Below are 16,097 nucleotides of genomic sequence, written 5' to 3' on the forward strand. Positions count from 1 at the left end.
TTGATCCGCTACACGCTGCGCCGGTTGACCGGTGCGATCGGCGTCCTGCTGATCGCGTCGGTTGCCGTGTTCGCGCTGCTCCACCTGGCGCCCGGTGACCCCGCGACCGTGCTGGCCGGGCCGGACGCCACGCCGCAGACGGTGGCGGCGATCCGGCACCAGCTCGGTCTGGACCAGTCGGTGCCGCACCAGTACGTCTCCTGGATCGGGCAGCTGTTCTCCGGCCATCTCGGCGACTCCTACACGATCCACCAGCCGATCGGCTCGCTGATCGCCCAGCGCGTCGGCAGCACGCTGCAGCTGACGGTGGCGGCCACCGTCCTCACCCTTGTCCTCGGCGTGGCGATGGGGGTGGCGCTGGCGACCAGCCGGCGGCGGGTCGTCACCCAGACGCTCGACTACCTGGCGACGCTGGCGCTGGCGCTACCGCCGTTCGTCAGCGGCGTCATCTTGATCTTCCTCTTCGCGGTGGTGTGGAAGGTGCTGCCGAGCGGCGGCTACGTGGCACTCGGTCAGCAGCCGGGGGAGGCGCTGCGGCGACTGATCCTGCCGAGCATCGCGATGGCGCTGCCCAGCGCTCCGGTGATCGCGCGACTGCTGGCGGCCGAGATGCGGCGAGTCGCGCAACAGGAGTTCGTCCTCACCGCGATCGCCAAGGGCGCGGGCCGGCGGTGGATCACCTGGCGGCACATCGTGCCCAACAGCGTCGGCCCGGCGATCATCGAGCTGGGCATCAGGATCGGCCAGCTGCTCGGCGGGGCCATCATCGCCGAGGCCATCTTCGCCCGGGCCGGGCTCGGCAGCCTTCTGGTCCAGGCGGTGGAGTCGCGCGACTACCGGCTGGCGCAGGTGCTGCTGCTCCTGGCGATCAGCGCCGCGATCCTCACCCAGCTCGTGGCCGAGCTGTGCATCGCCGCCATCGACCCGCGCGTCCGCGTCGGAGGTACCGCATGAGTGTCATCGTCCGGACCGGCGAGACGTCCGCGCCGACCGTGCCGACCCGCCGGCCGCAGCGCCGCTACGTCGCGGCGGTGCTGCGTACGCCGCGCGGCCTGATCGGCCTGGTGCTGGTCGTCGGCATCATCCTGGTCGCCGTCGTCGGCCCGTGGGTGATCCCCCAGGACGCCCTGACCCAGGGGCCCGACGCGCTCGTCGGCCCGAGCGGCACCCACTGGCTGGGCACGGACGAGGTCGGCCGCGACCTCTTCGCACGGTTGCTGGTGGGCACCCGGGTCGACCTCGTCGTCACCCTGATCGCGGTGCCGATCTCGGGTGTGCTCGGCACACTGCTCGGCATGGTGGGCATGCTCAACCGGTTCGCCGGCTCGTTCTGCCAGCGGCTCTTCGACGTACTGCTGGGGGTGCCGGCCGTCATCTTGGGCATCGCCGTCGCGCTCGCGGTCTCGCCCGGCATGGGCTCGGTCATCATCGCCATCGTCCTGGTGACGATGCCGAAGTTCGGCAAGCAGTCCCGCACCGCGCTGCTCGGCCAGTTGCCCCAGGAGTACGTCGCCGCCGCCGAGGTGCTCGGCTACCCGCGCTCGCGGATCATGTTCCGCCACGTGCTGCCCAACATCCTGGACGCGATCTTCGTGCGGTTCGCCGTCGAGATGGCCCAGGCGGTCGTCGTCGAGGGCGGCCTGAGCCTGATCGGGCTCGGCATCCAGCCGCCGCAACCCTCGCTGGGCGCGATGATCAAGAGCGGCAGCACCTACCTCTTCGACCACCCGCTCTACTCGATGGCGCCAGTGGTGGTGGTCGTCGGCCTCGTCGCCGGCTACCTGCTGCTGGCGGACGCGCTCAACGAAGCGAACCTGCGCCGATGACCACTGACGTTCCTGTCCTCGAGATCGACGGCCTGACCGTCGACATCGCCATCGACGACGACCGCCGGGTGCCGGTGATCGCCGACGTCGCCCTGTCCGTCGGCGCCGGCGAGATCCTGGGCATCGTGGGCGAGTCCGGCTCGGGCAAGTCGATGACGGCGATGTCGATCATGCGGATGCTGCCGGGCGCTGCCTCGGTGCGCCACGGATCGGTCCGCTACGCCGGCCGCGACCTGCTCGCCATGTCCGAGTCGGAGATGACCGCCCTCCGCGGCGAGGAGATCGGCATGATCTTCCAGGACCCGCTCGCCTTCCTGAACCCGTTGATGACGGTCGGGCAGCAGATCGCCGAGGTGCTGGTGCTGCACGGCACCGACCGCCGCCGTGCCCGTGCGCGGGCGCTGGAGCTGCTCCGGCTGGTCGGGGTGCGCGACCCGGAGTCGCGGATCGACGACTATCCGCACCAGTTCTCCGGCGGCATGCGGCAGCGCGTCATCATTGCGATCGCGGTGGCCAACAACCCCGCCCTGCTCATCGCCGACGAGCCCACCACCGCCCTGGACGTGACGGTCCAGGCTGAGATCCTGCAGCTGCTCACCCGGCTGCGCGACGACCTCGGGGCCGGCCTGGTCCTGATCACCCATGACATCGGCATCGTGGAGGAGGTCTGCGATTCGGTCGCCGTCATGTACGCCGGCCGGATCGTCGAGCACGGTCGCACCGCCGACGTGCTGCGGCAGCCGCGTCATCCCTACACCCGGGCCCTGATGCGGTCGACGCCCCGGCTCGGCCTGGCCGACCGGCGGCGGCTGCCGGCGATCCCCGGCCAGCCTCCGGACCTGGCTCGCCGTCCCGCGGGGTGCGCGTTCCACCCACGCTGCCCGCTGGCCAGCGAGCAGTGCACCGCCGAGGAGCCACCGCTGATCCGGCTCCACGACGCCGAGGCGCACCGGGTGGCATGCTGGGCGGCCGGCGAGACCGAGCCGCCGGCCGCGGTCGAGGTCGCGGCACCGCCGCCGGTGCGGGAGACCGACCCGAGCCCGATCCTCGAGGTCCGCGACCTGCGCGTCGGCTACCAGCGCCGCTCGCTGCTGCGCCGCGGCGGCCCTCGGGACTACGCCGTCGACGGCGTCGACCTGCACGTCCGGCGCGGCCGGGCGCTGGGCCTGGTCGGCGAGTCCGGCTGCGGCAAGTCCACGCTGGCCCGGACCGTGGTGGGTCTGCTGACGCCCAGCTCCGGCGAGGTCCGGGTCGCGGGCGGGAGCTGGACGGGTGGCCGCCGCGAGCGCGCGGCGCTGCGCCGTACGGTGCAGATGGTCTTCCAGGACCCCTACTCCTCGCTCAACCCGCGGCAGACCATCGGCACCATCCTGACCGAGCCGCTGATCGTGCACGGCCTGCACCGAGACGACCGGCCGGGGCGGGTGGAGGAGCTGCTCGGTCTGGTCGGCCTCTCCACCAGCTTGCTCGACCGCTACCCGTACCAGCTCTCCGGCGGGCAGCGGCAGCGCGTGGGCATCGCCCGGGCGCTCACCCTCGAGCCGGAGCTGATCGTCGCCGACGAGCCGGTCTCGGCCCTGGACGTCTCGGTTCAGGCGCAGGTCATCAACCTGTTGGCCGACCTGCGCGACAAGCTCGGCCTGGGCATCCTCTTCATCGCCCACGACCTGAGTGTGGTGCGCCACCTGTGCGACGAGGTGGCGGTGATGCAGCGCGGCCACATCGTCGAGTACGCCGACACGGCCAGCGTCTTCGAGTCGCCGCAGCATCCCTATACCCGCAGCCTGCTCGCCGCCGCGCCGGGCGCCCGTACCGTGAAGGAGCAGTTGTGAGCACCGCCGCGTCCCAGCCCCGCATCGGCCGGACCACCGACGAGTCCGCGGAGGAGTGGCCGCCCCGGCCGATCCCGGCCGCCGGCTCGCCGAACGTCGTCCTCATCGTGTTGGACGACGTGGGCTTCGCCCACTACGGCTGCTTCGGGTCCAGCATCAGCACCCCCAGCATCGACCGGCTGGCGGAGGAGGGGCTGCGCTACGCGAACTTCCACACCACCGCGGTGTGCTCGCCGACGCGCGCCTCGCTGCTCACGGGCCGCAACTGTCACGCGGTCGGCTTCGGCCACGTGACCGAGCGGATCGCCGGCTATCCCGGCTACTCCATGCGGCTCCCGGACTCGGCCGCCACGGTGGCGGAGATCCTGCGCGGCGCCGGCTACAGCACCCGGGCGGTCGGCAAGTGGCACCTGACCCCGTCGTACGAGACGGGCCCGCAGGGCCCCTACGACAGGTGGCCGCTGGGGCGCGGCTTCGAGCGCTACTACGGCTTCCTCGGCGGCTCGACCGACCAGTTCGCGCCCGAGCTGTGCCGCGACAACAGTCCGACCCGGCCGCCGCGGACGGCTCAGGAGGGCTACCACCTCAGCGCCGACCTGGTCGACGAGGCGATCGAGCAGGTCGCCGGTCTGCGCAGCATCGGGCCGGACAAGCCGTTCTTCCTCTACCTCGCCTTCGGCGCCGGCCACGCACCGCACCAGGCGCCGCCGGAGTGGATCGAGCGTTACCGCGGCGTGTTCGACGACGGCTGGGACGAGGAGCGCCGCAAGGTGCTGGCGCGCCAGATCGAGCTCGGCATCATGCCGCCGGGCACCCGGCTCGGGCTCGACAACCCGGGGGTCGAGCCGTGGGCGTCCCTCTCGGAGGACGAACGTCGCCTCTACGCCCGGATGATGGAGGTGTACGCCGCCTTCATCAGCTACACCGACGCCCAGATCGGGCGGCTGCTGGACTTCCTCGACACCGCCGGGGTCGCCGACGACACCATCGTGATGCTGCTCTCCGACAACGGCGCCAGCGGTGAGGGCGGCCCCGAGGGCAGTGTGGACGAGGGCATCTACCTCAACGACGGCGCCCAGCTTGCCGAGGTGGGGCTGAGGCACATCGACGACCTCGGCGGACCGCGGCTCTACAACCACTATCCGTGGGGGTGGGCGCAGGCCGGCAACACGCCGTTCCGCTGGTACAAGCAGTTCACCCACGCCGGCGGCATCACCAACGGGCTGCTCGTCCGGTACCCGCGTGAGGTGCCCGCCGGAGAGGTCCGGCACCAGTACCACCACGTCATCGACGTGACGCCCACCCTGCTCGACCTGGCCGGCGTGCCTGCCCCCGAGACGGTGCGGGGCGTCACCCAGCAGCCGATGCACGGGGTGAGCATGCGCTACAGCTTCGCCGACGCCGCGGCGGAGAGCGCCCGACACACCCAGCACTACGAGATGTGGGGCAACCGCGGCCTGTGGCACGACGGGTGGATGGCCGTCTGCCGGCTCCAGCCGGATGCGGCCGGCGCCTTCCCGCCCGCGCCGATGACGGTGCCGTTCGACGAGCTGCCGTGGGAGCTCTACGACCACCGCAGCGACCCCACCGAGTGCGACGACCTGGCCGAGCGCGAGCCGGCCCGACTCCGGGCGATGGTCGACCAGTGGTGGGCCGCCGCCGGCAAGTACGACGTGCTTCCGGTGGACACCCGGCCCCGGGCACGCCGCTGGCCGACCCGGCCGCCACGGCCGGACGGCGCCGACCCGCACCGGACCGCCTTCCTCGGCGCCGGCGGCCCCTACGAACGCGGTGCCGCACCGCAGATCGCCGGGCGGTCCTTCGCGATCGTCGCCGACGTCGAGGTCGGCGACGAGCCCGCCGCGGGCGTGCTCTACGCCGTCGGCGGACGGCACGGGGGCTACTGCTGGTACCTCGACGGCGAGGGCCTGCACCTCGAGGCGGCGGTCTCCTCCGTCCAGACCGAGACGGCCTCGATGCCGCTGATCCTCGCGGCCGGGCGGCACCGCCTGGAGTTGCGCGTCGTCGTCGACCAGGACAGGCACGCCCGGGTGCGCTTCCTGGTCGACGGCGAGGATCTGGGCGACACCGGCCTGGACGCGGTGATGAAGCGGGTGCCGATCGGCTGCGGCCGCACCTTCGTGGGCAGCGCTCCGGGTGGCACGGTCGCCAGCGCCTTCGCCCCGCCCTACCCCTTCACCGGCACCATCGAGCGCCTGGTCGTCACGCCGTACGTCGACAGCGACGGCCGCCCGCTCGACGAGGAGCTGGCCGCCGAGATGCGGGAGCAGTGATGACCGACCGGACCGATCCTCGACTCGAGCCGCCCTTTGCCGGTCGGATCGGCCGCACCGTCGCGGACTCGACGCCGTCCTGGCCGGCACGCCGGCCCGGCGCCGGCCCGAACATGGTGGTGATCGTGCTCGACGACGTGGGCTTCGCCCAGCTCGGTTGCTACGGCTCCTCGATCGCCACGCCGCACATCGACGCCCTTGCCGACGGCGGCATCCGCTACACCGACTTCCACGTGACGGCGCTGTGCTCGCCGACCCGTGCCAGCCTGATGACCGGTCGCAACCACCACGCCGTCGGGGTCGGCTTCCTGGCCGACTACGACACTGGCTACCCCAGCTATCGGGGCGCGGTGACGGCGCGCGCCGCGACCATCGCCGAGGTGCTGCGCGACGCCGGCTATGGCACCTATCTGAGCGGCAAGTGGCACCTCACGCCGCCCGGCGAGATGAGCCCGGCCGGCCCCTTCCAGCATTGGCCCACCCAGCGCGGCTTCGACCGGTACTACGGCTTCCTGTGGGGCGAGGACGACCAGTACCAGCCCGAGCTCTGGTACGACCAGCACCGGGTCGACCCACCGCGGAGCGTCGCGGAGGGCTATCACCTCACCGAGGACCTGGTCACCCGTGCCGAGGGCTTCCTCGACGACCATCTCACCGCCCGCCCGGACGACCCGTTCTTCCTCTACCTCGCCCTCGGCGCCTGCCATGCGCCGCACCAGGCCCCGGAGCGGTACCGGGCTCGCTACCGGGGTGCCTTCGACCACGGCTGGGACGAGGAGCGCCGGCGCACGTTGGCCCGTCAGGTCGAGCTCGGCGTCGTCCCGGAGGGGACGGCGCTGCCCGAGCGGAACCCCGGCGTCCCGGCGTGGGACGGCCTCGATCCGGACCGTCGGCGACTCTATGCCCGGATGCAGGAGGCGTTCGCCGGGTTCATGACCCACACCGACGAGCAGATCGGCGCCCTGGTCGGCCATCTGCGTCGGCGCGGCCTGCTCGAGGACACCCTGGTGGTGCTGATGTCGGACAACGGTGCCAGCGGGGAGGGCGGCGAGCACGGCAGTGCCAACGAGTACCGCTACTTCCTCGGCCTGGAGGACCCACTGGACGACGCCCTGGCCGCCATCGACGAGCTGGGCGGCCCCAGCACCCACAACCACTACCCGGCCGGCTGGGCACAGGCCGGCAACACCCCGCTGCGCTACTACAAGAAGCACACCCACGGCGGCGGCGTACGGGCGCCGCTGATCGTGCACTGGCCGCGGCGCGTCTCGCCGGCGACGCCGCTGCGACGGCAGTTCCACCACGTCATCGACCTTGCGCCCACGCTGGCCGAGCTGGCCGGGACCAGCTTCCCGGACAGCTACCGCGGGATCGAGCAGCTGCCGGTGCACGGCACCTCGCTCGCCTACACCTTCGCCGACCCGGCGGCGCCGAGCACGCGGCAGCGGCAGTACTTCGAGACCGCCGGCTATCGCGGGATCGTGGTGGGCGAGTGGAAGGCGGTCGCGGTGCACCAGCCCGGCACGCCGTTCGACGCCGACCGCTGGGAGCTGTTCCACCTGCCCAGCGACTTCTCCGAGACCGACGATCGGGCCGACGCGGAGCCGGCGCTCGCGGCCGAGCTGGCGGCGGCCTGGTGGGCGGAGGCGGAGCGGTACGACGTCCTGCCGCTCGACGATCGGATGGCGGAGCGGATCCGCTCCCTCGACCCGGGCACGGACGCCCGACGCTACCGGCTGCTGCCCGGGTCGCGACTCCTCAACGCCGTGGTCGGCCCGAACTACGCGGCCCGCGAGTTCCGGGTCACCGCGCGCTGGACGCGGCTCTCGGCCGGGCAGGGCGGCGTGGTGCTCGCCTACGGCCGCCGGGCCTCCGGGTTCGCGCTCTTCGTCCAGGACGACCGGCTGGTCTTCGACTACAACCTCGCCGGTCGGCACACCGTCGTCGCCTCCACCGAGCACGTCCCGGTCGGCCCGGTCGAGGCGGTCCTGGAGGTCGTTCGCGACGGCGACGGCGCCCGGGCCCGGCTGTGCCTGGACGGCCGCGAGGTGGGCGCCGGCGCGTTGCCCCGGCTGATGCCCGGCGGACTCGGCTGCCAGTCCACCCAGTGCGGGCACAACGCGCCCTCGCCGGTCAGTGCCGCGTACGCCGCGCCGTACCGCTTCGAGGGTGAGCTGGACGCCGTGACGATCGAGCTGGGGCCGCAGCTCGCCGATACCAGCCATCAGGACTGGGCGGCCGGGATGGCGATCCAGTGAGCGGGTTCGGGGGCAGCATCGGCCGTACGGTGCAGGAGTCGACGCCGTGGTGGCCCGCCGCGCGGCATGCGGAGGGCCCGAACGTCGTGGTGATCCTGCTCGACGACGTGGGCTTCGCCCAGCTGGGCTGCTACGGGTCCTCGATCGCGACCCCGCACATGGACCGGCTGGCGACGGGCGGTCTGCGCTACACCAACTTCCACGTCACGGCGCTGTGCTCGCCGACCCGGGCCAGCCTGATGACCGGGCGCAACCACCACGCCGTCGGGGTGGGTTTCCTGGCAGCGTTCGACACCGGCTTCCCGAACTACCGTGGCGAGGTCACACCGCACGCGGCAACCGTCGCCGAGACCCTGCGCGAGGCCGGCTACGGGACCTACATGTGCGGCAAGTGGCATCTGACGCCACCGACCCACATGACGGCTGCCGGTCCGTTCCACCAGTGGCCGACCGGTCGCGGCTTCGACCGGTACTACGGCTTCCTGTGGGGCGAGGACGACCAGTACCGCCCCGAGCTGTGGCACGACCAGCACCGGGTCGACCCGCCGCGGAGCGTCGCGGAGGGCTACCACCTCTCCGCGGACCTGGTCGACCAGTCCGAGCGGTTCCTCGCCGACCACCTCTCCGCGCGCCCGGACGACCCGTTCTTCCTCTACCTCGCCTTCGGTGCCTGTCACGCCCCGCACCAGGCGCCGAGGGAGTACGTCGACGCCTACCGCGGCGCCTTCGACCACGGCTGGGACGAGGAGCGTCGTCGGGTCCTGGAACGACAGCGCGAGACCGGCATCGTGCCTGCGCAGACCGACCTGGCACCGCGCAACCCGGGCGTGGCCGCCTGGGAGGACATCGATCCGGACCGACAGCGGCTCTACGCCCGGATGCAGGAGGTCTTCGCCGGCTTCATGACCCATACCGACGAGCAGATCGGGCGGTTGGTCGCCTTCCTGGAGCGGCACGGCGTCCTGGACGACACGCTGATCCTGCTGATGTCGGACAACGGCGCCAGCGGGGAGGGCGGCGAGCACGGGACCGCCAACGAATACCGCTGGTTCCTCCAGCTGCCCGACCCGCTCGAGGACACGTTGGCCGCCTACGACGAGCTCGGTGGCCCGGCCGTTCACAACCACTACCCGACCGGGTGGGCGCAGGCCGGGAACACGCCGCTGAAGTACTACAAGCGCTACGCGTACGCCGGCGGCGTCCGGGCACCCCTGATCGCGCACTGGCCGGCCCGGCTGGGCCAGGACGGCGGTCTGCGCCGGCAGTTCCACCACGTGGTCGACGTCGTACCGACCATCCTGGACGTGTGCGGGGTGACGCCGCCGGCCACCTACCGCGGTGTCGAGCAGATGCCGATGCACGGCACCTCGATGGCCTACAGCCTCGACGACGCGCACGCACCGGGCACGCGGTCGGTGCAGTACTTCGAGACCGCCGGACACCGCGGTGTCTGTGCCGACGGCTGGAAGGCGGTGGCAGCGCATGTGCCGGGCACGTCGTTCGACGAGGACCGGTGGGAGCTCTACCGCCTCGCCGAGGACGTCTCGGAGTGCCACGACCTCGCGGCCCGGCACCCGGAGCGGGTGGCGGCCCTCCAGGAGCTGTGGTGGGCCGAGGCCGAGCGGTACGGCGTGCTGCCGCTCGACGACCGGATGCAGGTCCGGATGGCCGCCGCCGACCCGGCGACCGACCGGACCCACTACGTGCTGCTGCCCGGCTCGCGGCTGATGAGCCACATGGCGAGTCCCGGCTTCTCCGCCCGGGAGTTCTCCATCAGGGCCGAGGTCGGCGGCCTGGCCGCGACCGACGAGGGCGTGCTGCTGGCCTGGGGCCGTCAGCCGGCCGGGATCAGCCTCTTCGTCCAGGACGGCCGGCTCTGGTTCGACTACAACCTGGCCGGCGACCACGTCCTGGTCGGCAGCGAGGTGCTGGCGCCGACGGTGGGAACGCTGGGGGCCACGGTCGAGCGCCGGTCCGACGGCGCGGTGGCCCGGCTGTGGGCCGACGGCGTCCTGGCCGGCGAGGCGGCACTGCCGCGGCTGCTGCCCGGTGGGATGGGGACGATGTCGACCCAGTGCGGTCACAACGCGCCCTCCCCGGTCAGCGCGCGCTACGAGTCGCCGTACTCCTTCACCGGTGACCTGCACCGGGTGGTGATCGACCTGGGGCCGCGCGATCCGGCGGCGGGAGCGGATGACTGGCGCGCCGAGCTGGCGCAGCAGTGACATGACACGACAGCAGTGACACGACAAGAGGAGCGGGCCAGTGGCGGAACGATCGACGGTGAGCGAGTCGTGGGGAGAGGAGCGGTTCGACGGGACCATCGCGGAGAGCTACCGCGACTCCGAGCCGTGGTGGCCGGAGACGGCCGACGCCACCGGGCGGCCGAACGTCGTCTTCGTCGTCCTCGACGACCTCGGCTTCTCCAGCCTCGGCTGCTTCGGGGCGGAGATCGAGACGCCCCACATCGACCGGCTCGCCGCGGACGGGGTGCAGTTCACCAACTTCCACGCCACCGCGCTGTGCTCGCCCACCCGGGCCAGCCTGCTCACCGGCCGCAACAACCACGCAGTGGGGATGGCCTATCTGTCCCACGTCGACGACGGCTATCCCGGCTACCGCGGTCAGATCAGCCACCGGGCGGCCACCCTCGCCGAGATGCTGGTCGACCAGGGCTACAACACGATGGCCGTCGGCAAGTGGCACCTCGCGCCGATGGACCAGACCACGGCGGCCGGTCCCTACGACCAGTGGCCACTGGGCCGGGGATTCGAGCGCTATTACGGGTTCCTGGAGGGGCTGACCGACCACTACTACCCGGAGCTGTACTACGACAACCACCTGATCCCGCCGCCGGCCGACCCCGACGAGGGCTACCACCTCAGCACCGACCTGGTGGACCACGCCCTGGAGTTCGTCCGCAACCAGGACTCGGTGACGCCGGAGAAGCCGTTCTTCCTCTACCTGGCCTTCGGTGCGACCCACACGCCGTTCCAGGCACCGCCGGAGTTCGTGGCCAAGTACCGGCATCGGTACGACGAGGGCTGGGACGTGATCCGCGAGCGCCGCTTCCAGCGGCAGCTGGCCGAGGGCATCGTCCCGCCCGGCACCCGGTTGCCACCGCGCAACGACGGCGTCCAGGCGTGGGCGGACCTGAGCGCCGAGGAGCGCGACCTCTACGTCCGCTTCCAGGAGGTGTACGCCGCCTTCGTGGACCACACCGACCACGAGATCGGCCGGCTGGTCGAGGGCCTCGAGGCGCTGGGTCGGCTGGAGAACACCGTCGTGGTCCTCATCTCAGACAACGGCGCCAGCCAGGAGGGCGGCCCGCACGGCGTCGTCGACACCACCGCCTACGAGAACGGCCACCTCAGCACGCTCGAGCACAACCTGGCCCGGATCGAGGAGATCGACGGCCGCCGCGCTCACGTCAACTACCCGCTCGGGTGGGCGCAGGCCGGCAACACCCCACTCAAGCGGTATAAGCAGAACACCCACGCCGGTGGCATCCGCACCCCGATGATCGTCCGGCTGCCCGGCGCCGCCCATGCGGGCGAGCGGCGTGGTCAGTTCCAGCACGTCACCGACATCGTCCCGACCGTGTTGGACCTCGTCGGGGTGAGCGCGCCGACGACGTACCGCGGGCTGAGCCAGCTCCCGATCGACGGGCGCAGCATGCTGCCCACCATCGAGCACCCCGAGTCGGTCGATCCCCGTCGCACCCAGTACTTCGAGACCGACGGCCACCGGGCGGTGTGGAAGGACGGCTGGAAGGCGGTGGCGTTCCACGCCCGCGGCACCGACTTCGCCGAGGACCAGTGGGAGCTGTACCACGTCGATGAGGACTTCTCCGAGTACGCCGACCTGGCCGCCGAGCTGCCCGACAAGCTCGACGAGCTGATCGCGGCCTGGTGGGACGAGGCCCGGCGCAACAAGGTGCTCCCGCTCGACGATCGCGGCTTCGCCGAGCGGGCGAACGCCCGGTTCCGGCCGCACTCACCGCGCGATCGGCAGCGCTTCGTCTACCGCGGCGGCATCGACCACATCGGCACCGCCGCCGCGCCGCCGGTCGCCGGGCGGTCGTTCCGGATCTCGGCCACACTGGAGCGGCCGACCGGCGCCGAGAACGGCGTGATCCTCGCCCACGGCAGCGTGAACAGCGGCTACTGCCTGATGATCCGCGACGGTCGGCTCGTCTACGACCTCAACCACTATGGCGACCACCACCTGCTGGAGTCGGCCGAGCCGGTGCCGGCGGGCGAGGTCGAGGTGGGCATGCGCTTCCTGATCGATGAGGAGGGCACCGGTGGGACGGTGATCCTGGACGTCGACGGCACGCCGGTGGGGGAGCGGACGGTGGCGGCCACCTTCGAGTTCTTCATCGCCTTCCAGGGCCTCGACGTCGGCGCCGATCGGCTCTCACCGGTGCGCTGCGATCCCGACGCTGGCGACTTCGCCTTCGAAGGGCGGCTGGACACGGTGGTCGTGGAGATCCTCGACGTCCGCGGGGGCCAGCCCTACGCCCCGTGTGACTGAGCGCCGGCATTCAGGGGGCTGGCATCCAGCGGGCTGGCGAACGGGTCCGCGTCGAGGTCGAGGTCGGCCAGCCCGTCGGCGAGCGGGGGCAGGTCCTCCAGTGCCGCCTCCAGGGCCAGCGGGGCATCGCCGGGGCCGGCGTCGGCCGGCGCGTAGCCGGCGTCTGGTCCGTCGTCGAACAGGCCGCCACCGAAGCCGGTCTCGAAGCCGGCCTCGAGCCGCCGCGTCTCCACCCGGGTCGGCGGCAACGCCTCGGACGTGCCCGGACCGAGCGCGGGGCCGGTCAGGGCGCCGCCCTCACCAAGCCGGCGGACCAGCTCGGCCAGCAGCGCGCAGGTCAGCAGCACCACGAGATAGCGCTCGGCCAGCACGATGAACGGCAGCTCGTGGCGGACCACGGTGGTCCACAGCGCGGGCATGGTCAGCAGGCCGCTGGTGGTCAGCACCTCCGGGGTCAGTCCCGCCACGCCGGTCCCGGCCGGTGCGGTGCTGGTGACGGTCATGCCGAGACCACCGACAGGCTGGCACCACCGTCGACCCGATCGCCGGTCACCACGCCGACGGAGCGGACGCTGGAGGCGCCCGCGATCTCGGTGTAGGACAGCACCGCCAGCCGGGGCAGCGCGGGCGCGGTCAGCCGCCGTACCGCCGCGCGCAGCTGCGGCGCGCAGACCAGCACGGCCCGGACGCTGCCGTTATCGGCCTCCTGCATGAACTGGGCGGTGCGGGCGAGGATGGCCTGCGCGGTGTCGGGGTCGAGGGCGAGTACGGCGCCGGCGTCGGTGGCCCGCAGCGCCTCCAGCATCCGCTGTTCGAGCATCGGCTCGAAGCTGATGGCGGCGACCACCCCGTCGGTGAGGTACGGCGCCACGATCGCGGGGCCGAGCGCGGCACGGGCCGCCTCGACCAGCCCGTCGAGATCCTTCGAGGTGGCGGCTCGCAGGGACAGCGCCTCGAAGATCCGGACCAGGTCGCGCACCGAGACGCCCTCGTCGAGCAGTGCCCGCAGCACCCGCTGGATCTCGCCCAGGGAGAGCTGGGTGGGGGTCAGCTCCTCGATGACGACCGGATGGGTGCGCTTGACCACGTCGGTGAGCAGTCGGACGTCCTCGCGGCCCAGCAGCCGGCCGGCGTGCGCGGTGACGACCTCGGAGAGATGGGTGGTGACCACCGAGGCGCGGTCCACGACCGTCGCACCTGACATCTCGGCCTGGTGGCGCAGCTCGGCCGGGATCCACTTCGCGTCCAGGCCGAAGACCGGCTCGCGGGTGGGGTCACCGGGCAGGCTGCCCAGGAACTCGCCGATCGCCAGTACGCAGCCGCGCGGCGCCTCGCCGCGGGCGACCTCGACCCCGAAGAGCGTGATCGCGTAGGTGCGCAGCGGCAGGTCGAGGTTGTCCCGGGTGCGCACCGGCGGGATGACGATGCCCAGGTCGGTGGCGATCTTGCGGCGCAGCGCCTTGACCCGGTCGAGCAGGTCGCCCCCGCTGGCGGCGTCCACCAGGTCGATCAGGTCGGCGGAGAGCTCCAGGCCCAGCGGGTCGACCAGGATCTCGGCGGCGAGCTGCTCGGGCGAGTCGGGGTTGCGCACCGCCGGAGCGTCGAGGGCGGCCTCGTCCAGCGGGACGACCGCCTCCTTGACTCGGGTGGAGGCCAGCAGCATCGCGCCACCGGCGAAGATGAAGGGGATCTTGGGCAGGCCCGGGATCACGCAGATGGCGAGCGCGGCGAAGCCGGCCACCCGCAGCGGCGTACGGCGCGCGCCGATCTGGCGGATGATGTCGGAGCCCATGTCCTCGCCGCCGGCCGCGCGGGTGACGATCAGGCCGGTGGCCACCGAGAGCAGCAGCGCCGGGATCTGCGAGACCAGACCGTCGCCGACCGAGAGCAGCGAGTAGGTGTTGATCGCCTCGCTGAACGAGAGATGGTTCTGCATCATGCCGATCGCGAAGCCGCCCAGCAGGTTGACCAGCGTGATCACCACGGCGGCCATCGCGTCGCCCTGGACGAACTTCGCGGCGCCGTCCATCGCGCCGTAGAAGTCCGCCTCGGCGTGCACCTCGGCGCGCCGCTGGCGGGCCTGCTCCTCGTCGATCAGGCCGGAGTTGAGGTCGGCGTCGATCGACATCTGCTTGCCGGGCATCGCGTCGAGGGTGAAGCGGGCGCCGACCTCCGCGACCCGGCCCGCGCCGCGCGTGATGACGATGAACTGGATGACCAGCAGGATCGCGAAGACGATCAGCCCGACGATGAGCGAGCCGCCGACCACGAAGTGGCCGAACGTGTCGATCACCTTGCCGGCGTAGCCGTGCAGCAGTACCAGGCGGGTCGCGCTGACGTTGAGAGCGAGCCGGAACAGCGTCATCACCAAGATGACGGAGGGGAACGACGCGAAGTCCAACGCCCGGGTGACGAAGATCGTCACCAGCAGGATGAGCAGCGCGCCGGTGATGTTGGTGGCGATGAGCAGGTCGAGCACCATCGCCGGCAGCGGCACCACGAGCATGACCACGATCAGCACGATGCCGATCGGAACGCCGAGCTTGGCGAGTGACTTCAGGGTCAAGGGACGGCCTCTCGCGCCGAGGGGGCTGGCTCGTGCCGTCCGTGGCACCACACAGGGCGGCACCGTCCTGGTACCGGAGTGCCTATCGGCCGGCCGGCCCTCGGCCTGAGCCGCGGGGGAATAGTTCGGGGAGAAGCTGTCTATTACTGGCCGGTATTGCGACCGTTTCTCCCCGGACTATCGCGCCGGCGGCGGCCCGCGACCGGCACGGGCGGCAGCTCGGACTCGTGCCGAGGGGAGCGGTGCTCCCCGCCGTACTGTCCGTGGGTGCGGCGACTGATCACGAACGCGAGCACCTGGGCCACCGCGGCGAACAGCTCGCGCGGGATCTCCTGGCCGACCTCGCAGGAGCGGTAGAGCGCCCGAGCGAGCGGGACGTCGCGGACCAGTGGCACCCGGGCCTCCTCGGCGGTGGCCCGGATCCGGGCAGCGATGGCGCCGGCGCCGCGGGCGACCACGCGGGGCGCGCCCTGCAGCGGGTCGTACTTGAGCGCGACGGCGACGTGGGTGGGGTTGACCAGCAGGACGTCGGCGTCGGCGACCGCGGCGATCATCCGGCTGCGGCTGATCGCCATCTGGCGCGAGCGGATGGCGTTCTTGACCTTCGGGTCGCCCTCGGAGTTGCGCGCCTCGTCCTTGACCTCCTGCTTGGTCATCAACATGTTGGTGGCACTCCGGCGCCGGGTGACCGCGTAGTCGGCGCCGGCGAGGACGAGGCCGACCATGCCGACGGTGCGCAGCAGCGACAGGGAGCGCTGCTGGACGACCTCCAAGACGGTGCTCAT

General features: G+C 72.1%; 10 protein-coding genes. 7 read left to right on the forward strand and 3 right to left on the reverse strand.

The genetic code is table 11. From position 1 onward, the window contains the following. From VHA72_RS14145 to VHA72_RS14175, 7 genes are read left to right on the forward strand one after another with little or no spacing between them, the layout of a single operon-like run. Complete coding sequence (locus tag VHA72_RS14145) at positions 1-954, forward strand: ABC transporter permease (RefSeq protein WP_325576293.1); 954 nt, start codon at positions 1-3, stop codon at positions 952-954. Continuing rightward, positions 951-1,826, forward strand: a complete 876-nt coding sequence (locus tag VHA72_RS14150; protein WP_325576295.1) for an ABC transporter permease — start codon at positions 951-953, stop codon at positions 1,824-1,826. Before VHA72_RS14145 ends, VHA72_RS14150 begins: the two co-directional genes overlap by 4 nt. Then, positions 1,823-3,658, forward strand: coding sequence for a dipeptide ABC transporter ATP-binding protein (locus VHA72_RS14155; protein ID WP_325576297.1), 1,836 nt, complete (start codon positions 1,823-1,825; stop codon positions 3,656-3,658). The genes VHA72_RS14150 and VHA72_RS14155 overlap by 4 nt, the downstream gene beginning before the upstream one ends. Then, entirely contained in the window at positions 3,655-5,952 is a 2,298-nt protein-coding gene (locus tag VHA72_RS14160; RefSeq protein WP_325576299.1) for an arylsulfatase, read from the forward strand. Before VHA72_RS14155 ends, VHA72_RS14160 begins: the two co-directional genes overlap by 4 nt. Then, positions 5,952-8,210 carry an arylsulfatase gene (locus VHA72_RS14165; protein ID WP_325576301.1) on the forward strand — a complete coding sequence of 753 codons (2,259 nt, stop codon included), beginning with the start codon at positions 5,952-5,954 and terminating at the stop codon, positions 8,208-8,210. Before VHA72_RS14160 ends, VHA72_RS14165 begins: the two co-directional genes overlap by 1 nt. Then, positions 8,207-10,435: an arylsulfatase gene (locus VHA72_RS14170; protein WP_325576303.1), complete on the forward strand. Its 2,229-nt coding sequence runs from the start codon at positions 8,207-8,209 to the stop codon at positions 10,433-10,435. The genes VHA72_RS14165 and VHA72_RS14170 overlap by 4 nt, the downstream gene beginning before the upstream one ends. Positions 10,436-10,493: 58 nt before the next feature. Beyond that, positions 10,494-12,746, forward strand: coding sequence for an arylsulfatase (locus tag VHA72_RS14175; RefSeq protein WP_325576305.1), 2,253 nt, complete (start codon positions 10,494-10,496; stop codon positions 12,744-12,746). On the opposite strand, the gene VHA72_RS14180 is transcribed toward VHA72_RS14175, so the two are convergent. The 3 genes from VHA72_RS14180 to VHA72_RS14190 form a co-directional block, all read right to left on the reverse strand. Then, on the reverse strand, positions 12,728-13,249 hold the full coding sequence (locus VHA72_RS14180; protein ID WP_325576307.1) for a hypothetical protein: 522 nt from the start codon (positions 13,247-13,249) through the stop codon (positions 12,728-12,730). The genes VHA72_RS14175 and VHA72_RS14180 overlap by 19 nt on opposite strands. Next, on the reverse strand, positions 13,246-15,312 hold the full coding sequence (locus tag VHA72_RS14185; protein WP_325576308.1) for a flagellar biosynthesis protein FlhA: 2,067 nt from the start codon (positions 15,310-15,312) through the stop codon (positions 13,246-13,248). Before VHA72_RS14185 ends, VHA72_RS14180 begins: the two co-directional genes overlap by 4 nt. 143 nt (positions 15,313-15,455) lie before the next feature. Continuing rightward, on the reverse strand, positions 15,456-16,097 hold a 642-nt coding region (locus VHA72_RS14190; protein WP_325576310.1), incomplete at its 5' end, for an EscU/YscU/HrcU family type III secretion system export apparatus switch protein.

It is taken from the genome of Nocardioides sp., from assembly GCF_035547795.1.
Taxonomy (GTDB): domain Bacteria; phylum Actinomycetota; class Actinomycetes; order Propionibacteriales; family Nocardioidaceae; genus Nocardioides.